This window comes from Streptomyces sp. NBC_00425 (assembly GCF_036030735.1).
GTDB lineage: Bacteria > Actinomycetota > Actinomycetes > Streptomycetales > Streptomycetaceae > Streptomyces.
The window spans coordinates 2,274,221-2,300,146 of sequence record NZ_CP107928.1 but is presented as its reverse complement, the minus strand read 5'-3'; the positions used below and the strand labels follow the sequence as shown (position 1 = coordinate 2,300,146).

22 protein-coding genes and 1 pseudogene are annotated in these 25,926 nt (G+C 73.6%); 14 read left to right on the top strand and 9 right to left on the bottom strand.

The window, feature by feature from the left end; genetic code table 11:
- Positions 1–182: 182 nt before the first annotated feature.
- Positions 183–1,577, top strand: a complete 1,395-nt coding sequence (locus OHS82_RS09580) for a hemolysin family protein (RefSeq protein ID WP_328433689.1) — start codon at positions 183–185, stop codon at positions 1,575–1,577.
- Positions 1,574–2,593 (top strand): hemolysin family protein, encoded by a 1,020-nt coding sequence (locus OHS82_RS09575; RefSeq protein ID WP_057582185.1) that lies wholly within the window; start codon positions 1,574–1,576, stop codon positions 2,591–2,593. Before OHS82_RS09580 ends, OHS82_RS09575 begins: the two co-directional genes overlap by 4 nt.
- Positions 2,594–2,701: 108 nt before the next feature.
- Here the strand turns inward: OHS82_RS09575 and OHS82_RS09570 are convergent, their stop codons facing one another.
- Complete coding sequence (locus tag OHS82_RS09570) at positions 2,702–4,606, bottom strand: thiamine pyrophosphate-requiring protein (RefSeq protein ID WP_328433688.1); 1,905 nt, start codon at positions 4,604–4,606, stop codon at positions 2,702–2,704.
- Positions 4,607–4,938: 332 nt separating this feature from the next.
- Between OHS82_RS09570 and OHS82_RS09565 the strand changes: the two genes are divergently transcribed.
- From OHS82_RS09565 to OHS82_RS09545, 5 genes and pseudogenes are all read left to right on the top strand, one after another.
- Positions 4,939–5,736, top strand: coding sequence for an RNA polymerase sigma factor SigF (locus OHS82_RS09565; protein WP_057582183.1), 798 nt, complete (start codon positions 4,939–4,941; stop codon positions 5,734–5,736).
- A gap of 400 nt (positions 5,737–6,136) precedes the next feature.
- Positions 6,137–6,877: a hypothetical protein gene (locus OHS82_RS09560; RefSeq protein ID WP_057582182.1), complete on the top strand. Its 741-nt coding sequence runs from the start codon at positions 6,137–6,139 to the stop codon at positions 6,875–6,877.
- Between the two features lie 325 nt (positions 6,878–7,202).
- Complete coding sequence (locus OHS82_RS09555; RefSeq protein WP_057582267.1) at positions 7,203–8,450, top strand: aminotransferase class I/II-fold pyridoxal phosphate-dependent enzyme; 1,248 nt, start codon at positions 7,203–7,205, stop codon at positions 8,448–8,450.
- Positions 8,447–9,514 (top strand): MBL fold metallo-hydrolase, encoded by a 1,068-nt coding sequence (locus OHS82_RS09550; RefSeq protein ID WP_328433687.1) that lies wholly within the window; start codon positions 8,447–8,449, stop codon positions 9,512–9,514. Before OHS82_RS09555 ends, OHS82_RS09550 begins: the two co-directional genes overlap by 4 nt.
- A gap of 43 nt (positions 9,515–9,557) precedes the next feature.
- Positions 9,558–10,431: pseudogene (locus OHS82_RS09545) on the top strand (IS5 family transposase).
- A gap of 21 nt (positions 10,432–10,452) precedes the next feature.
- Here OHS82_RS09545 and OHS82_RS09540 read toward each other — a convergent pair.
- On the bottom strand, positions 10,453–11,418 hold the full coding sequence (locus OHS82_RS09540) for an NAD(P)-dependent alcohol dehydrogenase (protein WP_057582180.1): 966 nt from the start codon (positions 11,416–11,418) through the stop codon (positions 10,453–10,455).
- Positions 11,419–11,526: 108 nt separating this feature from the next.
- Here OHS82_RS09540 and OHS82_RS09535 point away from each other — a divergent pair, with 108 nt between their 5' ends.
- Positions 11,527–12,207, top strand: a complete 681-nt coding sequence (locus OHS82_RS09535) for a TetR/AcrR family transcriptional regulator (RefSeq protein ID WP_057582266.1) — start codon at positions 11,527–11,529, stop codon at positions 12,205–12,207.
- Positions 12,208–12,330: 123 nt separating this feature from the next.
- Here the strand turns inward: OHS82_RS09535 and OHS82_RS09530 are convergent, their stop codons facing one another.
- The 3 genes from OHS82_RS09530 to OHS82_RS09520 all read right to left on the bottom strand — a co-directional run bounded on the left by OHS82_RS09530 (position 12,331) and on the right by OHS82_RS09520 (position 14,618).
- Positions 12,331–13,101, bottom strand: coding sequence for a transposase family protein (locus tag OHS82_RS09530; RefSeq protein ID WP_328433686.1), 771 nt, complete (start codon positions 13,099–13,101; stop codon positions 12,331–12,333).
- A 117-nt stretch (positions 13,102–13,218) separates the two neighbouring features.
- Positions 13,219–13,848, bottom strand: a complete 630-nt coding sequence (locus tag OHS82_RS09525; protein WP_328433685.1) for a DedA family protein — start codon at positions 13,846–13,848, stop codon at positions 13,219–13,221.
- On the bottom strand, positions 13,845–14,618 hold the full coding sequence (locus OHS82_RS09520; RefSeq protein WP_328433684.1) for an MBL fold metallo-hydrolase: 774 nt from the start codon (positions 14,616–14,618) through the stop codon (positions 13,845–13,847). The genes OHS82_RS09525 and OHS82_RS09520 overlap by 4 nt, the downstream gene beginning before the upstream one ends.
- Before the next feature lie 84 nt (positions 14,619–14,702).
- On the opposite strand from OHS82_RS09520, the gene OHS82_RS09515 reads away from it, so the two are divergent.
- From OHS82_RS09515 to OHS82_RS09505, 3 genes are all read left to right on the top strand, one after another.
- Positions 14,703–15,113, top strand: a complete 411-nt coding sequence (locus OHS82_RS09515; protein WP_057582176.1) for a hypothetical protein — start codon at positions 14,703–14,705, stop codon at positions 15,111–15,113.
- Positions 15,114–15,138: 25 nt separating this feature from the next.
- Entirely contained in the window at positions 15,139–17,322 is a 2,184-nt protein-coding gene (locus tag OHS82_RS09510; protein WP_242433330.1) for a phage holin family protein, read from the top strand.
- A gap of 337 nt (positions 17,323–17,659) precedes the next feature.
- The gene (locus OHS82_RS09505; RefSeq protein WP_057582174.1) at positions 17,660–18,088 is read left to right on the top strand and encodes an OsmC family protein; all 429 of its coding nucleotides are present in this window, start codon (positions 17,660–17,662) and stop codon (positions 18,086–18,088) included.
- 112 nt (positions 18,089–18,200) lie between these two features.
- Here OHS82_RS09505 and OHS82_RS09500 read toward each other — a convergent pair whose 3' ends face one another.
- The 4 genes from OHS82_RS09500 to OHS82_RS09485 form a co-directional block, all read right to left on the bottom strand.
- The gene (locus OHS82_RS09500; protein ID WP_328433683.1) at positions 18,201–18,647 is read right to left on the bottom strand and encodes a hypothetical protein; all 447 of its coding nucleotides are present in this window, start codon (positions 18,645–18,647) and stop codon (positions 18,201–18,203) included.
- On the bottom strand, positions 18,644–20,398 hold the full coding sequence (locus OHS82_RS09495; protein ID WP_328433682.1) for a right-handed parallel beta-helix repeat-containing protein: 1,755 nt from the start codon (positions 20,396–20,398) through the stop codon (positions 18,644–18,646). The genes OHS82_RS09500 and OHS82_RS09495 overlap by 4 nt, the downstream gene beginning before the upstream one ends.
- 212 nt (positions 20,399–20,610) lie before the next feature.
- Positions 20,611–21,474, bottom strand: a complete 864-nt coding sequence (locus OHS82_RS09490; RefSeq protein WP_057582173.1) for a helix-turn-helix domain-containing protein — start codon at positions 21,472–21,474, stop codon at positions 20,611–20,613.
- A 112-nt stretch (positions 21,475–21,586) separates the two neighbouring features.
- Positions 21,587–22,444: a helix-turn-helix domain-containing protein gene (locus tag OHS82_RS09485; protein ID WP_079041498.1), complete on the bottom strand. Its 858-nt coding sequence runs from the start codon at positions 22,442–22,444 to the stop codon at positions 21,587–21,589.
- A gap of 244 nt (positions 22,445–22,688) precedes the next feature.
- On the opposite strand from OHS82_RS09485, the gene OHS82_RS09480 reads away from it, so the two are divergent.
- The 3 genes from OHS82_RS09480 to OHS82_RS09470 all read left to right on the top strand — a co-directional run bounded on the left by OHS82_RS09480 (position 22,689) and on the right by OHS82_RS09470 (position 25,887).
- A complete protein-coding gene (locus OHS82_RS09480) occupies positions 22,689–22,991 on the top strand; it encodes a 4a-hydroxytetrahydrobiopterin dehydratase (RefSeq protein WP_057582172.1) in 303 nt (100 codons plus the stop codon).
- Between the two features lie 29 nt (positions 22,992–23,020).
- Positions 23,021–23,809: a class I SAM-dependent methyltransferase gene (locus OHS82_RS09475; RefSeq protein WP_057582171.1), complete on the top strand. Its 789-nt coding sequence runs from the start codon at positions 23,021–23,023 to the stop codon at positions 23,807–23,809.
- 86 nt (positions 23,810–23,895) lie between these two features.
- Complete coding sequence (locus OHS82_RS09470; protein ID WP_370444183.1) at positions 23,896–25,887, top strand: rhamnogalacturonan lyase; 1,992 nt, start codon at positions 23,896–23,898, stop codon at positions 25,885–25,887.
- The last annotated feature ends 39 nt before the right edge of the window (positions 25,888–25,926 follow it).

Sequence of the window (25,926 nt, the reverse complement as noted above, 5' to 3'; positions counted from 1 at the left end):
CGCGCGAGCCGCCTCGTCGGGCGCCGGGAACCCGCACGTGGTCACAATCGTTCCTCCAGTCACACCGCTACTTCAGGAGAGCAACGCTTGTCCGCCACGTCGACGGACCCCTCGGGGCGCGATCCCCGGCCGTCCCGCCATGCCCCGCCCGCGCACGGCGCACGGCAGGGCGGTGAATCACCGTGAGCGTCATGAGCGCCGTACTGGGCCTGCTGGCGGTGCTCGTGCTGACCGCCGGCACCGGCTATTTCGTCGCCCAGGAATTCGCCTACGTCTCCGCCGACCGGCTCGCCCTCGCCCGTGAGGCGCAGGCGGGGGACAGGAGGGCCGCCCGTGCGCTGACGGTGCTCGAGCGGCTGTCGTTCATGTTGTCGGGCGCGCAACTCGGCATCACCGTGACGGGCCTGGTCGTCGGCTTCATCGCCGAACCGTCCGTCTCCGCGCTCCTGGAGCCCGCGCTGTCCGGCCTGGCCCTGCCCGACGCCGCCGTCTCCGCCGTCTCCGTCGTGATCGCCTTCGTCGGCGCGACGGTCGTGCAGATGGTGCTGGGCGAGCTGGCCCCGAAGAACCTCGCGATCGCCGTGCCCGAGCGGCTGGCGAAGTCCCTCGCCGGTTCCACGATCGCGTACCTGAAGGCCGTCGGCCCGGTGGTACGCGTCTTCGACGGCGCGGCGAACAGGCTGCTGCGCGGGGTCGGCATCGAGCCCGTCGAGGAGCTGCACCACGGCGCCACCCTGGAGGAACTCGGCCACCTCATCGGCGAGTCCCACGAGCAGGGAGAACTGCCGGGGGACACGGCCGCGCTCCTCGACCACGCGCTGGACTTCTCCGAGCGCACCCTGGACGAGGTGATGGTGCCGCGCGCCGACGCCGTCTTCGTCCGCAAGGACGCCGACGCCGCCGAGGCGATCGACCTGATCGGCAGGCACGGGCACTCCAACTACCCCGTCCTCGGCGACCACCCGGACGACGTCACCGGCGTGCTGGGCGTGCGCGAGCTGACGCGTCTGCCGGCCGGCCTGCTCACCGTCGCCACCGCCGGCGCGCTCGCCCGCCGCCCGCTTCTGCTGCCCGACACCCTGCCGCTCCCGAACGCGGTCGAACAGATGCGCGACCAGGGTGACGAGTTCGCGGTCGTCCTCGACGAGCACGGCGGAGTGGCAGGCATCGTCACCTACGAGGACATCGCTGAGGAGCTGGTCGGCGACATCGCCGACGAGTCCGACACGGTCACCGAACTCGCCCTCGCCGACGGGAAGGGCTGGCTGGTGGACGCGGGCCGCCGGCTCGACGAGGTGGCCGACGCCACCGGCGTCGAACTGCCCGAGGAGGAGGACTACGACACCGTCTCCGGTCTGATCGTGGACCGGCTGGGCCGCTTCCCGACGATCGGCGACCGCGTCACCGTCGAGCTGCCGGACGGCGGCCGCGCCGTGATCGACGTGCACACGCTGAACCGGCACGTGCCCGAGCGTGTACGGATCGAGCGATCGGACGAGTCGGCGAACGAACAGGTGAACGAACAGACGGACGAGCGTGCGGACGAGCGCGCGGACCAGAGGGAGGACCAGGTATGAGTTTCCCGATGGCGCTCTTCGTCACCGTGCTGCTGCTGATCGGCAGCGGGTTCTTCGTCGCCGCCGAGTTCGCGCTGGTCGCCGCCAGACGGCACCGCGTGGAGAAGGCCGCGGCCGAGGGGCGGCGCGGCGCCGGGGCCGCGCTGGCCGGGATGCGCGAGCTGTCCCTGATGCTGGCCGGCGCCCAGCTCGGCATCACCGTGTGCACCCTGGGCCTCGGCTCGGTCTCCAAGCCCGCGATCTCCCACGAACTCGACCCCCTGCTGCACGAGCTGGGTCTGCCCAGCTCGCTGAGCTACGCGATCGCGTTCGCCGTGGCGATGATCGTGGTCGTCTTCCTGCACATGGTGGTCGGCGAGATGGCCCCCAAGTCCTGGGCCATCGCGCACCCGGAGCGCTCGGCGATGCTGCTCTCGCCGGCCTTCCGCGGCGTGGTGAAGGTCGTGCGACCGGTCATCGGGCTGCTGAACAAGGTGAGCAACGCGCTGGTACGCCTGTGCCGGGTGACGCCACGCGACGAGCTGGCCGCCGTCCACAACCGCGAACAGCTCACCCATCTCATCGAGGAGTCGGAGCGGCTCGGTCTGATCAGCGAGACGGACTCCGAGCTCCTCACCAGCTCCCTCACCGAGCCGCACAACCCGGTGAGCGACCTCCAGGTGCCCGCCGCGCAGATCACCGCGGTGCCGGCACAGGCGGACGTGGACGAGATCCTCGCCCTGGCCGCCGAGCACGACCGCAACCGTCTGCTGGTGCGCGACGGGGACCGCGTCGTCGGCTCGGTGCACGCGCGTGACGCGCTCATCGCCCGAGCCCGCGGACGGGCGGCCACGGCCCGCGACCTGGCCCGTCCGCTGCCGGAACTGACGGAGCAGGACACGATCAGCCACGCCATCGAGCAACTGCGCCGGCGCCGCGCCTCGCTCGCCGTCGTCCGCGACGACGCCGGCCGGTTCACCGGCATCGTCACCCTCGACGACCTGCTCGGCCGGCTGATGCACCCGCAGACGGCGTAGCGGCAGCCCTCCGGCGGCGGTCGCGTGCGCCGGGTGCATGCGGTGCGTCGGGTGCGTGGGGTGCCTCCGGTTGGTCCGGTGGGCCCGGTGCGTCCGTCTGAATCCTCGTCAATCCGGGGTGTCCGCGCCCGGCTCCCGCCCCGGCAGGAACTCCTGGACCTTCGCCTTGAAGCCCTGCCGGATCACCGCGCCCCGGTCGGCGTCGCCCGCGAGGATGGACGCGGCGGTGGCCTCCAGCCGCTCCCAGGTGGTGTGCGGCGGGAGCGGCGGCACGGCCGGGTCGGTGAGGAACTCCACGAGGGCGGGACCGTCCGCCTCCAGGGCCACCCGCCAGCCCTCCTCCACGTCCTCGGGCCGTTCCACGCGCAGCGCGGTCAGGCCCAGCGAGCGGGCGAACTGCGCGTACGGCACGTCCGGCAGCTCCTGCGAGGGCAGGAAGGACGGAGCGCCCTCCATGGCGCGCATCTCCCAGGTGCCCTGATTGAGGTCGCGGTTGTTCCAGACGGCGACGACCAGCCGCGGATCCCGCCACCGGTCGCGGTACCTGGCCGCGGTGATCAGCTCCGCGAGCCCGTTCATCTGCATGGCGCCGTCCCCGACCAGGGCGATCGCGGGCCGGTCCGGATGGGCGAACTTCGCACCGATGGCGTACGGCACCGCGCAGCCCATCGTCGCGAGCGTGCCGGAGAGGGACGCGCGCATGCCCGGCCGCAGCCTGAGGCAGCGGGCGTACCAGGTCGTCACCGAGCCCGAGTCGCAGGCGACGATCGCGTCGGGCGGCAGCAACGGGTCCAGGACCCGGGCCACGTACTCGGGGTTGATCGGATCGGCCGACAGCCCGGCCCGGCGCTCGGACACCTCGTCCCAGCGCCGGACGTTCGCGCACACCGTGTCGAACCACTCCCGGCCGCGCTCCGCGCCCCGGATCATCGGGATCAGCCGGCGCAGGGTCTCCTTCGCGTCGCCGACCAGGTTCACCTCGTAGGGGTGACGTGTCTCGTCCCTCCGCGGGTCGACGTCGATCCGCACGCCGCGCGCCCTGTCCGCGTCCGGCAGGTACTGCGCGTAAGGGAAGGACGAGCCGATGGTCAGCAGCGTGTCGCAGTCGCGCATCAGCTCGTAGGAGGGCCGGGTGCCCGACGGGCCGACCGCCCCCGTCACATAGGGGAGTTCGTCGCTCAGGACGTCCTTGCCGAGCAGCGCCTTCGCCACACCCGCTCCGAGCAGCTCGGCGATCCGCTCCACCTCGGCGCGGGCCCCGGCAGCACCCTGACCGGCCAGGATCGCCACCTTGTCACCGGAGTTGAGGATCTCCGCGGCCTTCCGCAGGGACTCGTCCGACGGAACGACCGCCGGGACGTCCGGCGGAACGGTCGACGGAACGGTCGAAGGGTCGCCGTGGTCCGGGTCGGGCGCCGTCGTCAACTCGTCCTCGGGGGAGGCGGACACGAGATCCTGGACGTCCGCGGGGATGACGACCACGACCGGGCAGCGGCGGGCGTACGCCGTGCGGATCGCCCGGTCCAGGACGTCCCGCAGCTGCTCGGGTGAGGTCACCGTCGCCATGAACTCCGAGGCGACGTCCGCGAACAGCGCGTCCAGGTCCACCTGCCGCCGGTGCGTGCCGCTCATCGCCGTCGCGTCCGCCGTCGCGTCCACCGATCCGGCCGAGGTCCCGTCCGTGGCGCCGTCCGTCACCGGGTCCGTCGTGCCGACGATCGCCAGGACCGGGACGCGGTCGAGCTTCGCGTCGTACAGACCGTTCAGGAGATGGACCGCGCCCGGACCCGAAGACGCCGCGCAGACCCCCAGCCAGCCGCTGAACTTGGCGTAGCCGACCGCCTGGAGCGCGGACGTCTCCTCGTGCCGCGCCTGCACGAACCGTGGCTCGTCCCCGGCCCGCCCCCACGCCGCGAGCAGGCCGCGCAGGCCGCTGCCGGGGTACCCGAAGACATGCTCGACCCCCCATGCGCGCAACCGTCGCAGGACGTGGTCGGAGACTCTGACGCTCATGGAAGGGGCCTCCCGCGGCCGGAGCACCACGCCCACCGGATGTGGGGGTGGGCGTGGACAGGAACGTGGGGCAGGGACACGGCTCGTGCCCCGGTCCGACGCGTGACGGGTGACCCGGACTCCGGCGGGAAAACCTGGGCGGTGTCCGGACGCTGCCCGGGGCGGTGTTTGGAGGCGGGCGTCGCGGGCAGGCGCAGCAACAGTGCTTCGGACCGGAGGCACCTCCGTGGGAACGCCGCGCCGCGCGGCCCCCGGCAGGCCCGGTCGGGCTGCTGTCGCTCCCCCGGTGACCCGGTCAATCCCGAGCACTTCCAAGGGAGTTGCTGTACCCCATGCCGAACCGAGCGAACACGAAGCGCCACCCGCACGACGACGCCCCTGACACCGCCGACGCCTTCCGTGAACTGGCCGCCCTGCCCGCGGGGCCCCGGCGCGACGCGCTGCGGGCCCGCATCGTCGAGGCGTGGCTGCCCATGGCCGACCGTCTCGCCGGACGGTTCCGCAACCGCGGCGAGAACCACGAGGACCTGCGTCAGGTCGCCGCCCTCGGTCTGGTCAAGGCCGTGGACCGCTACGACCCCGCGCGCGGGAACGCCTTCGAGAGCTACGCCGTCCCTACCGTGACCGGCGAGATCAAGCGGCACTTCCGCGACCACATGTGGACCCTGCACGTGCCGCGCCGGGTCCAGGACCTGCGCAACCGCGTACGCATCGCCGGCCAGGACCTCTCCCAGACCGTCTCCGGACGCCGTCCCACCGTCGCCGAGATCGCCGAACGCGCGCAGCTCAGCGAGGAGGACGTCCGCACCGGTCTGGAGGCGCTCGACAGCTTCTCCGCGCTGTCGCTGGACGCGGAACTGTCCGGCAGCGAGGGCGGGTACTCGCTGAGCGACGTGCTGGGCACGGCAGACCCGGCGCTGGCCACCGTCGTCGACCGGGAGGCGGTCAGGCCCCGGCTCGCCGCCCTGCCCGAGCGCGAGCGGGCGATTCTTTACATGAGGTTCTTCCGGGACATGACGCAGAGCCGGATCGCGGAACAGCTGGGCATCTCGCAGATGCACGTCTCCCGCCTCATCAGCCGTTGCTGCGACAGGTTGCGGGAACAGGTACTGCAGGAACCGCCGGAGTAGCCCCCTCAGAAACCGCTGCAGCAACCCCTTCAGAAGCAGCTGCGGAAAAGGCTGCGGAACCCTGCTGCGGCAACCCCTTGGAAACCGCTGCCGAAGCGGCTGCGGAAACCTGCTGCGGCAACCCTTGGAAACCGCTGCCGAAACGGCTGCGGAAACCGGTGCAGCAACCCCCTTGGAAACGGTTGCGGAAACCCGCTGCCGCAACCCCTTCAGAAACCGCTACAGAAAGCCGCCGCAGAAACCGCTTCGGCAACGGCAAGGGGTGGGACGGCGTCACCCGCTTGGGGGCCGCCGTCCCGCCAATGGCGTCCGGCCGCGCGCGGCCGGCGATCCCTCGGGCTGTGATGGCAGTGGGGCAGGAACGCCCCGCCCCGCTGTCACCGGCCGAAGGAGCCGTCCCATGGGTCGCACCGCCCACTTCCTCTCCGCCCTCGCCGTGGCCGGTGCCGTGCTGGTCGCCGCCGGACCGGCCGCGGCGGCCGACCCGTCGGCGGAGGTCAGCCCCGGCAGCGTCGCCCCGGGCGGCAGCGTCACCGTGTCCGTCTCGTGCGGCGCCCTCGGAGTCGCCGCGCCCGACAGCCTCGAGGCCACGTCGCAGGCCTTCGCCGACGGCGCCGTCAAACTGACCAAGGTCCCCGGCGGCGACGCGCAGGCGGACGCCGCCTACCGGGGCACCGCCCTCGTCGCCCCGGCCGCCGAGCTCGAGGTGAGCCCCGACGCGGTCGGACCGGACGCCGCGTGGACCGTCGACGGCACCTGCCCGGCCGCGCCCGGCGGACCGGGGAAGCCGTGGAGCGCGACCCTGGACGTCGCACGCACGCCGGCCCCGCCGTGCTCACCGGCCGCCGGAGCGTCCTGCCCCACCGCCAGGCCCTGCCCGCAGCCCCTGACCACCGTGCAGCCGCACCCCGCCGGCTGCCACACCGCACCACCCTGCGCCCGGCCCGAAGCGCAGCCCCGCGGCACCGCGTCGCCCGCCGCCTGCCCGCCCGCGACCGTCGACCACGGAGTGCAGGCCGGCACGGGCGGCGCCTTCACCGACTCCGTCCCCGCGCTGGCCGCCGGCGGCCTGCTGATCGCCGGCGCACTCGGCGCCGCCGTGCACCGGCTGCGCCGCCGCGGCCCCGCCGGCGACGCCTGACGCGGCACGCCGGCCCGCCGGACCGTGCTGTGACCGGCGCGACGCGCGAAGCCGGTCATGACACGCGGCCTCACCGGGTATCAGGAACCCCGGGGGCACGAACCGTCCCGTACGCGACGTCACGTCCCGTACGAGCGCCGGGCCCCCGCACAAGACGTCACACAACGTCAGGCCCCACGACCCCCACGGCCCACGACGACGTCCGACGACCGCAGACGGCAGTCGGCAGGCCGCAGTCGGCAGGTGGCACAGCGTCCGGTGGCCGCGGTCGGCGTCGGGCACACGGCACGGCACGGCACGAGGCATGGACTGCACGGAGGGCCACATGCGGCGGACGGAACCGGAGGACCACGGCCCCGTCCGCTACGGCCCGCCGCTCCCCCCGGACGGCCTGCCGGTGCTGCCCGAACTGGCCTCGGTGCTCGCCGGGGCCGCCGACCGCGCCGACGGCGAGCCGGTCGGCGGCGGCCGCGCCCTCCTCGACGCCGCCCAGGGCTACTGGGCCCGGCGCGGCAGCCCCGCCGAGCCGGGCCGGGCGGTCGCCGGACCCGGCGCCCCCGCCCTGCTGCTCGCGCTGACCGCCGCCCTCGGCGGCGACGTCCTGGTGCCGCGGCCCTGTGCGGCCTGGTGGGCGCCGTACGCCCGGCTGCTGGGCAGGTCCGTGTTCCACGTCGCGACGCCCGCGGAGTGCGGCGGCGTCCCGGACCCCTACGCCCTGCTGGAAACCGTGCGGCGGGTGCGCGCCGAGGGCGGCGACCCGCGCCTGCTGGTGCTGTCCGTCGCCGACGACCCGACCGCCACCGTGGCGCCACCGGAAGTGCTGCACGAGGCGGTGGAGGCCGCCGCGGGGGAGGGCCTGCACCTGGTCAGCGACGAGACCTGGCGCGACACCCTGCACACCCCGCAGGACACCGTGCTGGTCAGCCCCGCCGAGATGCTGCCCGGGGAGGTCACCGTCGTCAGCGACCTGGCCGGGGCCCTGCTGCCCGTCGGCTGGCCGGCGGCCGTCGCCCGGTTCCCCGCCTCGGCCGCCGGTGACGCCCTGCACGCGCGCGTGCTCGACGTGCTGACGGCCCTCGACGCCCGGGTGGCCGCGCCGGTCGCCGCCGCCGCCGCGTACGCCCTGACCGAGCCGGAGCCGGTCACCGCGCGCGCGGCCGCCGCCGTCCGCCTGCACGCGCACGTGGCGCAGGAGATGCACGCCGCCGTGGTCGCCGCGGGCGGCCTGGCCCTGCCGCCCCGGGCAGGCCGCCACCTCTACGCGGACCTCGGCCCGCTGCGGGACGCGCTGGCCGCCCACGGCGTCGGCGACGCCCAGGAACTGGAGGACTTCCTCTCCGCTCGGCTCGGCATGCCCGCGCCGGGCGGACACCGCTTCGGGGACGACCTCAGCGCCCTGCACGTCCGGTTCTCCACCGGCATGCTGCTCAATGGCGCGGACGCCCGGCGCACGGAACGCCTCACCTCGCCCACCCCGTGGGAACTGCCCCACGTGCAACGTGCGTTGACGCACATGAGGTCGGTCTTCGACGATCTCCGTGACGAAGCTCAGCGATGGGAGCCTCCTCGATGACGCAGCAGTCCGAGTCGACCACCACCAGCACGGTGACCGGCGGGAGCGTCGGCGCCGCGCCGTCCCTGTCCCCCCTCGCGCCGGCGCCCGCCGTCCCGCCGCTCGCCGAACCCCGGCCGCCGGGCGAACGCCGGGTGTGGCCGCGGACCTTCCACGACCGGCTCACCTCGCCGCTGCCCGGCCTCAAGGCCATCGCCCGGTTCGCCCGCGAAGGCTCCGTGCGCCCCGGCCGGGAGGGCCTCGCCGACATTCCCCGGCTGCCCTACGCGCCCGCCCCGCTGCCCCGGGTGGACGCCCGCACCCTCGCCGTCAGCTGGGCGGGGCACGCCAGCTGGGTGGTGAGCATCGGCGGCCTGACCGTCCTGACCGACCCGGTGTGGTCCCGTCGGATTCTCGGCACCCCGGCCAGGATCACCCCCGTGGGAGTCCCCTGGAGCGCGCTGCCGCGCGTCGACGCCGTCGTCATCAGCCACAACCACTACGACCACCTGGACGCCCCCACGCTGCGCCGACTCCCGCGCGACACACCGGTGTTCGTGCCGGCCGGGCTCGGACGCTGGTTCCTGCGCCGCCGGTTCACCCGGGTCACCGAGCTGGACTGGTGGGAGGCGGCCGAACTGTCCGGCGTGCGCTTCGACTTCGTGCCCTCGCACCACTGGTCCAAGCGCAGCCTCACCGACACCTGCCACTCCCTCTGGGGCGGTTGGGTGCTCACCGCCCCCGACGGCCGGCGCGTCTACTTCGCCGGGGACACCGGCTACGGCCACTGGTTCTCCCGTATCGGCCGACGCCACCCCGGCATCGACCTGGCACTGCTGCCGATCGGCGCCTACGACCCCCGCTGGTGGCTCCGCGACGTGCACTGCGACCCGGAGGAGGCGGTCCGCGCCGCCGTCGACCTCGGGGCACGGCGCATGGCCCCCATGCACTGGGGCACCTTCGTGCTCTCCGCCGAGCCCGTCCTCGAACCCCTCACCCGCGTGCGCGCCGCCTGGCAGAACGCGGGCCTGGCCCGCGACGACCTCTGGGACCTGCCGGTGGGAGGCTCGCGGATCTTGGACTAGGGTCTGTGCGAAAGTGGATCTTGATCGTGGATGATCACGCCCTGTGGGGCGTGGTGATCTGGCGAATGGACAGTGGGCCCGGCTTGAGCCGTTGTTGCCGCAGGGCATCAAGCCGGGCCGTCCGCTGGTGTGGACGCGACGGCAGCTGATAGACGGCATCCGGTGGCGGACCGTACCGGTGCTCCCTGGCGTGATGTGCCGGAACGCTACGGGCCCTGGGAACGGGTCTACGACCTGTTCCGGCGCTGGCAGCGCGATGGCACCTGGGCCAGGTTCGTCACTCAGCTCCAAGCTCAGGCGGACGCGAAGGGCCTGATCACCTGGGACGTGAATATCGACTCCACCGTCTGCCGGGCCCACCAGCACGCCGCCGGGGCCTCGAAAAAGGGGATCTGCAAAAGGAACCGCCCGGCGGCATTGTCGTTGAGCCGGCCGACCATGGTCTCGGACGTTCCCGAGGCGGCCTGACCACCAAGATCCACCTTGCCGTCGAGCAGGGGCAGAAGCCGCTGAGCGTCGTGATCACAGCCGGCCAGCGGGGTGACTCGCCGCAATGCGAGCCGGTCCTGGAAGCCATCCGGGTACCTCGCCTTGGTCCGGGCAGGCCCCGCAGGCGGCCGGACCGGGTGCGGGCCGACAAAGCGTACGACTCCCGCCGCAACCGGGCCTACCTGCGCAGACGCGGGATCAAGGCGACCATCCCGGTCCCCGCCGACCGGGTCCGCAACTGCCAGAAGCTCGGCTCCCGAGGCGGTCGGCCGCCGAAGTTCGACAGAACCGACCACCGCGAGCGGCATGCCGTCGAGTGCGGGATCAGCCGCCTCAAGCGCCACCGGGCCGTGGCCACGAGATACGACAAGCTCGCCGTCCGCTACGAGGCGACCGTGTTGGTCGCAGTCCTCAACGAGTGGCTGTGACCAGCACCTTCCCAACAAACCCTAGTCGACCCTGACCACGTACTTGCCCCGCACCCCGCCCGCCTCCAGCGCCCGGTGTGCGGCCGCTGTCTCTTCCAGCGGGAAGACCGTGTCCACCGCCGGTCGCAGCTTCCCCTCTGTCACCTGGCGGGCGAGGTCGTCGAAGAGCGCACGTTCGGGGTTGCCGCTGAAGAAGCGCACCCGGCCGCGTCCGTGGACGGCGCTGGCTGCGATGTAGCCCAGCGAGGCGGCGGGCCGCGTCAGGTCGAAGGCGATGGTGACCATGCGTCCGCCTGGCTTCAGCATCCGCCGTACGGTACGCAGGTCGGTGCCCGCCGTGTCGAGGACCACGTCGAACAGCCCCAGTTCCGCAGGGGACACGTTCCGGTGGTCGACGGCGTGGTGGGCACCGAGCGTACGGACGAAGTCGAGGTTGGCAGCGCGGGCCAGGGCCGTGACCTCGGCGCCGTACGCCTGTCCAAGCTGGACGGCGGCGTTGCCGACGCCGCCCGCCGCGCCCCGTACGAGCAGCCGTTCGCCGGGGCTCAGTGCGGCCTTGTCGCGGAGAGCCGTGACGGCCGTGGTGGCCACTGGCAGTGCGGCGGCGGCCACGAGGTCCAGCCCGTCCGGGACCCGGCCGAGCCGCTCGGGCCGTACCGTCACGTACTCGGCGGCGCTGCCGAATCCGGAGTTGCGGCCCAGGGCGCCCCACACCCGGTCGCCGACCGCTACGCCAGTCGCGCCGGTGCCGAGTGCGGCGATTTCGCCAGTGAAGTCCAGCCCGATGCGCTGCGGGAATTTTCGGCCGGTGATGAGGCGGAGCCGACCGGAACGGGCGGCCAGTTCGGCGCCGTTCACGCTGAACGCGTGCACGCGTACGAGGACCTCGCCGGGTGCCGGTCCGGGGCGTGGCACCCGGCCCACGTACAGCACCTCGGGGCCGCCGAAGCGGTCGAACAGTACGGCTCTCATCGTGCGGTCGTCCATCGTTGTGTTCTCACCTTCGCCACAGTGGCCGTGCGGGGGGATCGTGGCGCCGAGCGTAGGCTGGCAAGCGGACGAGATCGTCCAGTTGACCGGAGGTGAGAGACAGTGGTGGGGGAATCCTCTCGGATCGCGGGGCAGGACAGTCTGCGGGCGGACGCCCGGCGCAACCGGCGGCGCATCCTCTCGGCTGCCCGCGTGGTTTTCGCCGAGCACGGCATCGACGCGCCCATGGCGACCGTGGCCCGGCGGGCGGGGGTCGGCGTGGCGACGCTGTACCGGCGTTTCCCGACGCGGGACGCCCTGGTGCGGGCCACGTTCGCGCACCAGACGGACACCTGTGCTCAGGCGCTCACCGAGGCGCTGGCCGACCCCGATCCGTGGCAGGGCTTCCAGCGGCTGGTCGAGACGGTCTGCGAACTACAACGGGAGGAACGGGGCTTCCCGGCCGCGTTCGTCTCGGCCTTTCCGGACACCACGCGAGAACACGCGCGAGTATGTGAACAGGCCGAGCGGGACTTCATGGCCCTGGTCCGCAGGGCTCAGGCGGCGGGCGCGCTGCGGGCCGACTTCCACCCCTCCGACCTTGCCGTGGCCCTGTTGTCCCACTGCGGTCTGGTCACCGCATTGCCGGGTGACCGTGCGGCGTCCCGGCGTCTGGTGGCGTACTTGCTCCAGTCGTTCCGCGCCGAGGCGGCCCACGGAGCGCTGCCAGCGCCGAGCGCACTGTCGCTGCGCAGTCTTCCGCTCGCGGCCCACGGCTCCCAGGGCCAGCGGTCCTCCGGAGCCTGATACGAAGCGGCGCCTGCCGCGTGGCCGCCCTTCGAGCGACCGCGCCACTTTCGCAACAGACCCTAAAGCGTGTTGCAGAAGGTCGTGTCCGGGCAGGTCAGGCCCGCTCTGGGAGCGGTCTGATCACGCTGCGAGTGCGAGGTTGTGCATGTGGGCGACGGCTTGCACTGCGTGGTGGAGGCCGTCGCCGCGCTGGCGGCAGTCGCGGAGGATCTTGTAGTGCTTCATGCGGGCGAAGGCGTGCTCAACGCGGGCTCGGACTTTGCGGTGCTCTGCGTTGTCCTCCTCTTCGCCGGGCAGCAGGGCCCGTCCGGGGCGTTTGCGGTGCGGGACGACGAGCCCGGTATTGATGTACGCGCCGTCGCCGAGGACGGTCACGCCTTCGCAGTGCTGGGCCGATCCGGAGTCGCGCCAGGCCTTCGCGTCAGCGGTGTTGCCGGGCGCCGGGCGGGCCGCGGCGACGACCAGCTTGGTGTCGGCATCGATGATGACCTGCACGTTCGCCGAGAACCGGTAGTTGCGTGAAGACGCCCCGGTCGTCCGGTCACGGACCGGGATGAGGGTGCCGTCCACGATCCACAACCGTTCTACCGCGTCTGCCGGAGCCGCTGCCGGCTCGATGGCCAGCAGCGGCCGCAGCCGCTGGATGACCCGGCACACCGTCGCAGGCGAGCATCCGAACAGCGGGGCGAGCTGGCGCATGGTCAGGTTCGTGCGGTAGTACACGGCGACCGGCAGCACGCGGTCGGCCAGCGGCAGGCACCACGGACGGCCGCCACCGGGCCCGTTCCCGCCCCGTTCACGGACCACCTTCAGCAGCCGCTCGAACTGCCGCATTCGCAGTCCCGTAAACGTCTCCACCCACAACGGCTCAGCCCTCAACACCCCACGCATACAGGGGAAATGCCCTCTTCGCCGCCTTCCGCAACACGCTTTAGTCCGCCCGGCGGGCCGGTGGACGGGGTCGCGTCGCAGGGACGGGCGGGGGCGGGGGCCGGGGGCTCGGGGGTTTCAGGCCGGGCGGGTGCCCCTGAGCCGGCGCCACAGGCTGGGGGCCGCGCCGACCAGTACGGTCAGGGCGATCGCGGCGACCACGCCCTCCCACGGCTCGGGGAACAGCGAGCCGCCGAGGATGCCGATCAGCTGGTAGGTCACCGCCCAGGCGAGACAGGCGGGAAGGTTGCCGCGCGAGAAGCGGCGCAGCGGCCACTTCGCCATCAGACAGGCCAGCATCACCGGGATGCGTCCGGCCGGCACCAGCCGGGACAGCACCAGCACCGTCGTGCCGTGGTCGGCGAGCTTGCCCTGTGCCTGCGCCAGCCGCTCCTCGGGAGCCCGCGAGCGGATCGCCTCCAGCCAGCGCGAGCCGTTCTTCGACCGCATCCCGCGCCGCCCCAGCCAGTACAGGGCCGCGTCCCCGCAGAACGCGGCCAGCGACGCCGTCACGAACACCAGGAGCAGCGAGAACGGCGCCTTCTGGTGGAACGCGACCACGGCCGCCGTGCTCACCAGCGCCCCCGTCGGCACCACCGGCACCAGCGCGCCGATCAGCACCAGCAGGAACAGCGACGGATAGCCGAGCGCCTGCTGCGTGGCCTCGGTCGGTATGACCGTGGTGACCGCGGTGGCCGACAGGGTCACCGCGCCTCCTCCAGGCGCACGCTCTCCCCGTGCCCCAGCCGGTGCACGGCGACGCCCGGCGCACGCTCCGCCGCGAGCCGCACGAACTCCTCGCCGGGCGCGTGGAACTCGTGCGGCCGCACCGCGTCCATGCCGATCGGCCAGTACGTGCCGTAGTGCACCGGCACCGCGCTGCGCGGCCCCAGCCGGGCCAGCGCCTCGGCCGCCCGTCCCGCGTCCAGGTGCCCCTCGCCGAGATGCGGTCCCCAGCCGCCCACCGGCAGCAGCGCCACGTCGACCGGCCCGACCTCCCCGGCCATGTCCTCGAACAGGCCGGTGTCCCCGGCGAAGTACGTGCGTGCCTCGCCCTCGACGACGTACCCGAGCGCGGGGGAGGAGCGTCTGCCGACCGGCAGCCGCCGTCCGTCGTGCCGCGCGGGCACCGCCCGTACCCGCACGCCGCCCACGGACGTCTCGTCACCCGGCTCCATCTCGCTCAGCCGCAGATGCCGCAGCCGCCGCAGCCCGGGCACGGCGCGCGGCGCGCCCCGGGGCACCAGCAGGCGCGTGCCCGGCGCGAGGCGCGCCAGCGACGGCACGTGCAGATGGTCGGCGTGCAGGTGGGAGACGAGCGCGACGTCGGCTTTCCAGGCCCCGGGCGGGGGCAGCGCGCCGCGACGGCGGCGCAGATGCGCGAGCCGGCGTGCGAACAAGGGGTCGGTGAGCACACGCACGTCCGAATCCTCGACCGTGCAGGTCGCGTGACCCCACCACGTGATCTCCACCGGCACCTCTTTGCCTCCTTCGCGCGACTCCCCCGAAGCCTACGGGCAGGAGTAGGGTCGGCGACTGAACCCGGAGGTGAGGGGGACGCCATGGGACCGCTGCGCGTCATGCGGGTCACCGCGATCGCGAGTCTGACGCCGCTCGAGGAACTGGACGCCGATCCCTTCCTGGTGGACTCCCGCAGCCAGCACGCGATGTGCGCCCGCTGGGCCGCGGAGCGCGGACACGTCGTCAGCCGGGAACTGCTGGTGCGCGGACTGCGCGCCGACCACAGCGTGCTGTGGGACGGGGTGGTGCCCGGCGTCGATCTCTTCGTCGCGCCGAGCCGCCGGGTGCTGGAGAGCGCGCTGTCGTCCGTCGAGGAGTTCACCGCCGAGTGCGCGCGGCGCGGGGTGCGCGTGGAGACCGTCGGCAGCGCCGAACCCGCCTACGACGCGCAGATGAAGGCCCGGGTGCACCGCAGGCTGTCCATGCCGACGGCCGGCTACGACGGACGGTAGTCCCCGGGGTGCCCTCCGCCGCGGTATGGCAGGGTGGAAGACGGCTCCCACGGGCGTCGGGGCCGGAACGCGAGGTGTGCGGGGCGTGCGTGGGGTGCGATGGCGGCGGGCCGTCAGTCAGGCCGGGCGGAGCGTCGCGGTGTGGGCCGTCTCCACGCTGACGATGCTCGTGCTGGCGGGGATCCTGCCGGACTTCCGGCTGCAGTCGCCCGACGGCGACAGCGCCACCACCATCGCCATGACCGCCGCCGTCGGCGCGGGCGTCTTCGGCGTGCTGTCCGCGCTGGTCTGGCCTCTGCTCGTCCGCCTCCTGCTGCTCGTGCCGGCGCTGGTCCTCGGCCTGCTGGTGTTCTTCCTCAACGGCTCGCTCCTCCTCCTCGCCCTGCGGCTGAACCCCTCCGGGCAGAGCGAGGCGGCCCCCGAGACCGCCGTCATCGTCGCCGCCGTGATGTCCGCCGTCGCCTCCGCGACGGGCGCAGCGCTGGCCGTCCGCGACGACGACGCCTACCGCCGCCGCCTGTACCGCCTCGCCGACCGCCGGCGCAGGGGCGGCCCCGTCTGCCCCGCCACCCACGGCACGGTCTTCCTGCAGTTCGACGGCGTGGGCCACGACGTGCTGGTCGCGGCCGCGGGCAAGGGGCTGATGCCGACCGTCGCCCGGTGGCTGGGCGACGCGCCCGCCGAAGGCGGCCCCGGCGTACCGGGGAGCGCCGCGCGGGCCACGCACCGCCTCACCCTGTGGCGCACCGACTGGTCCAGCCAGACCGGCGCCAGCCAGCTCGGCATCCTGCACGGCAGCAACCACGACGTGCCCGCCTTCCGCTGGTACGAGAAGGACACCGGGGAGGTGATGGTCTGCAACCGTCCGACCAGCGCCGCGGAGCTCCAGCGTCGCGCGGTCGAACGCACCGGTGACGGCGGACTGCTGTCGGCCGACGGCGCCAGCCGCGGCAACCTGTTCAGCGGCGGCGCCGACGAGCAGGCGCTCGTGCTGTCCATAGCCACCCGCCGGCGCAGCCGCGAGACCCGCTCGCGGGCCGGGTACTTCGCCTACTTCAGCGACCCGGCCAACGCCGTGCGCACCGCCCTGTCGTTCGTCGCCGAGGTCGTCCGCGAGATCGGCCAGTCCACCCGCGCCCGGCTGCGCGGCGACCGCCCGCGCGTCGGCCGCGGCGGCCTCTACCCCCTCGTCCGCGCCTTCGCGACCGTCGTCGAACGCGACGTCGTGGTGGCCGCCGTGATGGGCGACATGCTCGCCGGGCGCACCGCCGTCTACGCCGACCTGGTGGCGTACGACGAGGTCGCGCACCACTCCGGGCCGCTCGGCCGGGACACCGAGCAGGTCCTCGGCCGGCTCGACCGGGCGCTCGCGCTGATCGAGACCGTCGCCGAGCACGCCCCCCGCCCCTACCGGATCGTCGTCCTCTCCGACCACGGCCAGAGCCCCGGCGAGACGTTTCACACCCGCTACGGCCTCACCCTCGCCGACCTGGTGCGGGCCGGCTGCGGACTGCCCGTGCCGCGCAGGGCGGAACGCACCCACAGCGGCGCCGAGGCCCGCGCGGCCGTCCGCGCGGCGCTGCGGCGCCCCGTGGAGAAGACGGCCGGGGACCGCGAGCCGGCCGGCCGCCGTTCGGAGCCGGTCGTGCTGGCCTCCGGCAACCTCGGCCTGATCTCCTTCCCCGACGTCCCGCACCGGATGAGCAAGGAGGAGATCGACGCCCGTCACCCCGCGTTGCTGTCCACCCTCGCCGACCATCCCGGCGTCGGCTTCCTGCTGGTGCGCAGCGAGGAGCACGGCGGCGTCGTCCTCGGCGCGCACGGCGCGCAGATCCCCCTCGACCGGCTCGACGAGAACCCCGGTCCGCTGGCCGCGTTCGGGCCCGGCGCGGCCGACGCCGTGCGCCGCACCCACACCTTCCCGCACACCGCCGACATCATGGTCAACTCCAGCCACGACCCGGCCGACGGCGAGGTCCTCGCCTTCGAGGAGCAGATCGGCTCGCACGGCGGCCTCGGCGGCGCCCAGGCCCGGCCGTTCCTGCTGTCCCCGCTGGCGCTGTCCGCGCCGGCCGTGGACGGCGCGGAACTCGTCGGCGCGGAACACGTGCACCGCGTCCTGCGCCGCTGGCTGCGCGAGTCCGACGGCCCCCAGGTCCCGCTGAAGACGGCGCCCGAGGAGCCCGCCCGGGAGGAACGCGCCGCCTGAGAACCGGCTGCGCAGGCGAGCGCGCGGGATCACACCGTGCGTGCGGGGCCGTTCGCCGTCCCGCCCACCCGCGCATCCCTCGCTTCCCCGCGGGGACCGGAATGTCCTCACCGCCCCCGGGGAGTTCGCCGCCCTCCCGGCGCGCCCCTGACGGTGGTCTCCGGCGGCTGCCGCGACGTCCTGCGGGTGCGGCGCGAGCACGCCTCCCCCGTGCCGCCGGGCCGACGGCCGCCGTTCAGGGCGCGAGGGCGGATGTTCCGGGTGCGGTGCGGCGGAGTGTGATCGGATGGGGGTACGCAATCCCGTCCACCGGGATCCCCATGCGAAAGGAAGAACCGTGGCCACCACGCGCTCCGCACACACCGTCTGGGAAGGCAACCTGCTCGAGGGCAACGGGGTCGTGACCTTCGACTCCTCCGGCGCCATCGACCAGCAGCCCGTGACGTGGGCCGCCCGTACCCAGGAGGCGAACGGCAAGACCAGCCCCGAGGAGCTGATCGCGGCAGCCCACTCCAGCTGCTTCTCCATGGCCTTCTCGCACGCTCTGGCCGGTGCGGGCACGCCGCCCGCCAAGCTCGTCACCTCGGCCGACGTGACCTTCCAGCCGGGTGAGGGCATCACCGGCATCCACCTGACCGTGGAGGGCACGGTGCCCGGCCTCGACGAGGACGGCTTCCTCGCCGCCGCCGAGCAGGCCAAGGTCAACTGCCCCGTCAGCCAGGCCCTGAAGGCCGTCCCGATCACGCTGTCGGCCAAGCTCGCCTGACCGGCCGCCCTCGCCGGGCACGCCGGGCCGCTCCCGACGGACGGTCCGCGCGCCCGGCCCGGGCGGACCCACTCGCCTCGCCGTTCGGACGCGGCCGTTCGGACCAGGCCGGTCAGACGAGGCCGGTCAGACCCCTGATCGCCGACTGGGCCCACTCCTGCGCTCCCACCGCCGTTCCCGCCGCCAGACCGGTCGCCACCGGGGCCAGAGCGCCCTTGAGCATGGTGACCGCACGGCGGACGCGGCCGGGCTCGGGGGAGTCCGAGCCGGTGATCTCCGCGATGACCTCCTCGGCCGCCGTCGCGGCGTCCGCACGATCGCGGTCGGCGAGGCCCGACCCGGGCAGCTGGCGGAGCAGATCGGTCACCAGCGCCGCGAGCGCCTCGTAACCCGGCGCGACCGAGCCGTCGTTGATCTGCTGGTTCTGGGTGACCGTCCCGTTGTTCCAGGCCAACTGGGCGTTCGAGACACCCTTGTTGAACACCGGTCCTTCGTAATGGTTCACCTGCTGCGGATCGTTCGCATCGTTCGACACGTTCGGCACGTTCGGGTCGTTCACCGGCTGGCTCCGTCCGGGTCGGTGGGATCGGGGGGTACGGGGGTCGAGGTGGGGGACGCCGGGGCGTGTGTCTGCTGCTGGACGACGTTGGTGTTGCCCCACGCCAACTGGGCACTGTGGACTGCCTCCACGAACACGGGGCCGTGGTAGTTGTTCACGATCGTCGGCGGCGGGGCGGGCTCGGTGATCTCCTTGACCGGCAGCGTCGTGCGCAACGAGACCAGCTGGACGAGCCCGTTGTGCTGCACCGCCGTCCTCGACGTCCCGGTCACGGAACAGTCCACCAGCCGGCCGCCGCACTCCTCGTCGCAGCGCACGCCCGCGGCCGCACAGTCCTCGAAGCGGCTGCCGGCGACGTCCAGATACGCGGAGCCCGTCCCGCACAGCCCGAACGACTGCGCACCCTTCACCGTGAGGTTGCGGGCGACGAGCCGCGCCGTGCCGAACACCAGGGCCCCACCGCTCTCCACCCCGGTGACGGTGCAGTCGTGCAGGTGCAGTTGGGCCTCCTCGCCCGCGCCGAAGCCCAGCAGTCCGCGCTCGGCCGTGGCCCCCCTGAGCGTCACCCGGGACTGGCCGACGGCGGCCACGGCGATCATGTCGAAGTCACCGAAGGACACGCCGGTGAGCTCGGCCGTGGTGCCGCCGTTGCCCTTGGTGTCCAGACCGAACGGGCAGCGCTCGACACGGACGTCCTCGAACACGGCCTTGCTCTCGTCCCACACCCGCAGTCCGACGCCGGTCAGATCCTGCACATGGCAGCCGGTGAACCGGCCTCGGGCGCGGTCGGTGACGGCGATGCCCACATTGCCGCCCGAGACGCGGCAGCCGCTCACCCGCGGAGCGCCGCCGTGCGTCGACAGCACGGCGACGTTGCCCGCGTCGACGACCTCGCAGTCCTCGAAGGCGCCACGGCCCGCGTCCTGGACGTGGATGCCCGTGTCGCGGCACCCGGTGAACACACAGCCCCGCACCTGAGGGTCGGCGCCGCTCGCCACCACGATCCCGTTCTCGGCGTCGACGACCCGGGTGTCCAGGACGGCGCCCCGGGACTGCTCGACGAACTCGAGCGCAGCCCCGTGCACACCCTCGATCCGGCAGCCCTGGACGGTCAACTCCGCCTGCGCGTCGGCGATCACCGCCGTCCGCGCGGTGCCGGTGATCTCGCACCCGGTGAGCTGCGCCCAGGAGTCGCTGACGCGCACGCCGTGGATCCCGGCGCCGTCGATCCGGCTGTCCCGGAGGGTGAGCCGGGCGCTCTCGACCGCCGCGACCGCGTTGTCGGCCGCGTCGGCGAACCGGCACCGCTCGACGAGTCCGGTGCCGCCGGCGAACACGGTCCGGCCGAACCGGAACGCGCTGTCCGTCAGGGTCGCGGAGGCCCCCGGCGACACGTGCACGCACACCCCGTGGTGCGCCCGCACCTGCGCCCGGTCGAGGGTGAGGAAACCGGTTCCGCAGTGGACGACTCCGGCGTCGGCGTCCCGGCCGGTCAGCACGAGGCCGCGGACCACGACCGACCCGAGGGCGGTGAGCACGGTGCCTCGCGGCCGGCCCACCAGCACGGAGCCGGGTTCGCCGGCCGCCACCAGCTCGACCTCGCCGTGGACCGTGAGCTGCTCCTCGTACCGGCCGGGCGCGATCTCGATCCGCGCGGCGCGCCCGCGTGCGGCCGCCGCCCGCAGAGCGGACCCGATGTCGGGATGCGCGCCGCGGCCGCCGCCCGGGGAGACGACGTACTTCCTGACCATGTCCGCCTCCCCCGAAGCGCCTGTCCGCACATCACCGTCGACCGCCCGCGCGGCACTGTCGACTGCCCGTCGCCGATGCTACCCGAGCGGGACTGCCGTGCCGGGTGTGCGCCGAGAGGCCTTCACGGAACCTGTCGCAACGCCCCGCCCCCGGCCGGATTCCGCTGCCGTCCGGGGCCGGCGCGCAGGTCGGCGTGGGGCTCCGGCCGGGGTCAGACGCCGTCGCGGGCGTCCCGCAGGATCTGCTTGGTGTGCTCCGCGGACGCGGCGTGCGTCGTCATGTGGTCGAGGACCTCCAGGTGGGCGGAGACCTCCTTGCGGACGTCGAGGTAGAGCGCGCCGGTCAGATACTCGGTGACGACCATGTCGGGCAGCTCGGGCTCGCCGAAACGGAACAGCGAGAACGGCGCGGACGTCCCGGGGTGCGGACCCGCCGCGAACTCGGAGACCTGCAGAGTGACCCGGTCCCGCTCGGCGAACTCCACCAGCTTGTCCAGCTGTTCGGTCATCACGGCGGCGTCGACGCTCACCGGCCGGCGCAGCACCGTCTCGTCCATCACCACCCACAGGCGGGGCGGGTCGGCGCTCTCCAGCAGCCGCTGGCGCGCCATGCGCAGGGCCACGTGCCGTTCGAGGGAGTCCGGCGTGGTGCGCCCGACGGTCCCCGCCTCCAGCACCGCCGTCGCGTAGGCCTCCGTCTGCAGCAGCCCGGGCACGAAGTGCGGCTCGTACGTGCGGATCAGCCGTGCGGCGCCCTCCAGGCTCACGTACAGGCTGAACCACTCCGGCAGGACGTCGTGGTAGCGCTGCCACCAGCCGGGCCGGTTCGCCTCCTCGGTGAGCGAGACGAACCCCTCCGCCTCGTCCCGGGGGACCCCGTACGCCTCCAGGAGGACCTGCACGTACGGCACCTTCAGCGCGACGTCGGCCGTCTCCATGCGCCGTACGGTCGCCGGGGCGACGCGCAGGGCACGGGCGGCCTCGTCGCGGCTGAGGCCGGCCGCCTCGCGCAGTTCCTGCAGCCGTCTGCCGAGTACCACCTGGCCCACCGTGGGCGCGGGCCGTCTCTCACTCACCCCACGTCTCCCCTGCGTGTCGAGGCACGCGGGCCAGTGTGTCACGTCCCGGCCCCGATCTCACGGACAGCGGAGCGGTGCATTCACCCGGTCCGCCCCGGCCGACCTGACGTCAGCCGGTCAGGTCACGCAGGTACTTGGCTGTCGCGGGGTCGGCCGGCAGGAACGTCTCGATGGCGAGTTCGGCGACCGTCACGTCCATGGGGGTGTTGAAGGTGGCGACCGACGAGATGAAGGAGAGGACCCGCCCCTCGTGCTCGATCCGCATCGGCAGCGCGAAGTACGGGACGGGCTCGCTCGGTTCGCCGGCCGGCCCGGTGTGCGCGACCGGATAGGCGGCCACCTCCTCGTACAGCTCCCGCAGCGGATTCGAGCGGTACAGGGCGATCTGGCGTTCCATCTGCGCGAGCAGGTGACCGCGCCACTCGGGCAGATTGCGGATGCGAGGTGCGAGACCCTGCGGGTGGAGGGTGAGCCGCATCGCGTTGAGCGGCGGCGTCAGCAGGGATTCCGGGACGCCCTCCAGCAGCATCGTGATGCCCCGATTGGCCGCCACCACGTCGTAGCGGGCGTCCATGACCAGCGCCGGGTACGGCTCGTAGCCCTGGAGCAGCCGCTCCAGGCCCGAGCGCAGCGCGTCCAGCGTCGGGTCGTCGAGCGGGGTCTGCGGGAACCGCGGTGCGTAACCGGCCGCCAGGAGAAGGGCGTTGCGCTCGCGCACGGGCACGTCGAGCCGCTCGGCGAGCCGCAGCACCATGTCCTCGCTCGGCCGCGAGCGACCCGTCTCGACGAAGCTGACGTGCCGGGCCGAGGAGTCGGCGCGCAGCGCCAGCTCCAGCTGACTCATCCGCCGCCGTTCCCGCCAGGCCCGCAGCAGCGGGCCCACGCCCAGGTCGCCGGGATCGGAGGGGGTGGCGGGTCCGGAGGGTCCGGCGGGGGCGGATTCCGTGCCCATCGCTACAACGGTCATGCCTACGACCGTAGTTCACTCAGCCCCGAGGCAGTCGCGCGCCGGGTGGTCACGCATCCGTCCGTTGTCCGACAGCGCCCCGACCGCACCGAGGCCGGTGCCTGACGGCGGGCGGTGAGCCGGCCCGGGGCGGCGAGGGCCTCCCCGGATCGTCGTACGCACCGCACGGCCCTGCTGACCAGGGCCGTCCCGGCGTTCCTGTGGCACGCTGGACGGGTAGCGACACCCACGAAGGGAGCCGGTCATGGCCGAACCGCTGTCGCGGAGCGAGATCGAGGAGCGTCTGGGCGAGCTGCCCGGCTGGTCCCTGGACGGCGGCCGCCTCACCCGCGCCTACCGGCTCGACTCGCACTTCGCCGCGACCTCCCTGGTCATCCATGTCGCGCAGATCCAGGAGGAGCTCAACCACCACTCCGAGCTCACCCTCGGCTACAACACCGTGTCGCTCAGCGTGCACACCCACAGCGCGGGCGGCGCCGTCACCGGTCTGGACGTCGAGCTCGCCCGCCGTGTGGAGGCCGTGGCCCCCGCGCACGGGGCGCGCTGACCCGCGCGGCGGGCGAGGGGGGACGGGCGGTGCTGGACTACGACGAGGAAGCCGAACGCTACGACACCCTGCGCGGCGGCGAGCCCCGGGCCGCCGCGGCGGCGGACGCCGTCCTCGGGCTGGTGCCGGGTGGGGCGCGCAGCCTGCTGGACGTCGCGTGCGGCACCGGCATCGTCACCCGGCGGCTCGCCGACGGACGGGCCGGCCTGCGCGTGACGGGCGTGGACCGGGCCCCGGCCATGGCGGGCCACGCCGCCGCCCGGCTGCCGGAGGCGGTGGTACTCGCCGACGCCCGCCGCCTCCCCTTCGGCGCGGGACGGTTCGACGCCGTCAGCAGCGTCTGGCTGCTGCACCTGGTGGAGGACGCGGCGGACGCGCGGCGGATCGTGGCCGAGTGTGCCCGGGTGCTGCGTCCGGGCGGGGTCTACGTCACCACGGTCGACAAGGGCGCGTCGCACAACGTGGGCAGCGACATCGATGTCGTGCTGGCCTCGCGCCCCCGCCGGCCGGCCTCGGACGCCGCCGCGCTCGTGGAGTCGTACGCCGTCGAGGCCGGCCTGGTCCCCGCGGGGCAGGCCTGCTTCGCCGGCCGGGGGCAGGGCCGCAGCCCGCGCCGGGCCATCGCCGACCTGCGCCGCGGCTGGTTCGTCACGCTGCCGCCCGGCCATCCGCTGGCCGACGGTTTCGCCGCTCGCCTTGCGGCCCTGCCCGACCAGGACCGGCCTCGCCCGGATCCCGTGTTCGCCCTGAAAGCGTTCCAGAAGCCGCTTCCCGGCCGGTTGCCGCAGGGGCGCCGCCCGGGCCCGCGGGACGCCTGAACCCGGCCGCCCGACCCGGCAACCGGGTTGTCCGCGGCGGCGACTGAGAGAGCGGATCCCCCCGTCCCGCTCAGGAGGTACGTCTCGTGCAGCAGCCGCACCCGCACCCCCCTCGGCAGTCGCGACCACCGCGGACAGCGCAGTCGCCGCGGTCGCGTCCGCGCAACCACCGCAGACGAAGGGTCGTCCTCACCGCGCTGGCCTGCGTCGCAGTCCTGCTGGGCGCCGGACCGACCGCCCTCGGCACCGGACCGACCGCCCTCGGCGGTGACGGGTTCCCGGCACTCGGGCTCACGCGCGGGGGAGCAGCCCCGACGGCCGCCACCGCCCGCCAGGTCGAGGCCCTCGACCGGGGCGTCGTGAGCGTGCACACCGACAGCGGCAACCTGGTCAGCTGGCGCTGGCTCGGAACCGATTCCGACACTGTTTCCTTCAATGTGTACCGGGCCGGCACGAAGGTGAACCCGACACCGGTCACCGGCGCCACGAACTACCTCCACTCCGGCGCCCCGGCGCAGGCCGACTACACGGTGCGCGCGATCGTCGGCGGTGTGGAACAGGCCGACTCCGTCCACGCGGTGCAGTTGCGCACCGGCTACAAGGACGTTCCGCTCACGCCGCCGGCCGGCGGCACGACCCCCGACGGTGTGGCCTACACCTACGAGGCCAACGACGCCTCCGTCGGCGACCTGGACGGCGACGGCGCGCTGGACTTCGTCCTGAAGTGGCAGCCGACGAACGCCAAGGACAACTCACAGTCGGGCTACACCGGAAACACGTTCCTCGACGGTCTCACGCTCGACGGGACCCGGCTGTGGCGGATCGACCTGGGCCGCAACATCCGTTCCGGGGCCCACTACACGCAGTTCCAGGTCTACGACTACGACGGCGACGGCCGGGCGGAGGTCGCCGTGAAGACGGCCGACGCCACGGTGGACGGCGGCGGCACGGTGATCGGCAGCCCCTCCGCCGACCACCGCAACTCCAGCGGGTACGTCCTGTCTGGCCCCGAGTACCTGACCATGTTCAACGGCCGGACCGGCCGGGCGATGCAGTCCGTCGACTACGTCCCGGCGCGCGGCACGGTCTCGTCCTGGGGCGACTCCTACGGAAACCGCGTCGACCGTTTCCTTGCCGGAACCGCTTACCTGGACGGTTCCCGTCCGTCGCTGGTCATGGCACGCGGTTACTACACGCGTACGGTGATCGCGGCCTGGGACTGGCGCGGGGGCGCCTTCACCCGCCGCTGGACCTTCGACACCAACTCCTCGTCCAACACCGGCAAGGGCTACGACGGCCAGGGCTCCCACAGCCTCTCCGTCGGGGACGTCGACGGCGACGGCAGGGACGAGATCGTCTACGGCGCGATGGCGGTCGACGACAACGGCAGCGGTCTGTGGACGACGAAGACCGGGCACGGCGACGCCCAGCACCTCGGCGACCTCGACCCCTCGCACCCGGGCCTGGAGTACTTCAAGGTCTCGGAGTCGGCCGGTCAGCCCGCCGAGCTGTACATCGACCCGGCGAACGGCACCGTGAACTGGAAGCTGGCGGCCTGCTGCGACAACGGCCGCGGAGTCGCCGGCGACATCTGGGCGGGCAACGCCGGCGCCGAGCTCTGGTCGGCGTCGGACAGCTCGATCCGCGACGAGGCGGGCGCGACCAAGGGCCGGGAGCCGTCCTCCGTCAACTTCCTCTCGTGGTGGGACGCCGACCCCGTGCGCGAACTCCTCGACGGCACCCACATCGACAAGTACGGGCCCTCCTCGGACACCCGGCTGCTGACCGGCGCCGGCGTCCACTCCGGCAACGGCACCAAGGCGACCCCGTCGCTGTCCGGGGACATCCTCGGCGACTGGCGCGAGGAGGTCGTGTGGCCGACCGGCGACAACCGGGCCCTGCGCATCTACTCGACGCCGTACGAGACGGGCACGCGGATCACGACGCTGCTGCACGACACGATGTACCGCACCGGTCTGGCCTGGCAGAACACCGCCTACAACCAGCCGCCGCACCCGAGTTTCTTCCTCGGTGACGGCATGGCCACCGCACCCAGGCCGGCGGTGTACACGCCCTGACGGAAGTGACGAGGGGGCTCCGCCCGGTCCGGGCGGAGC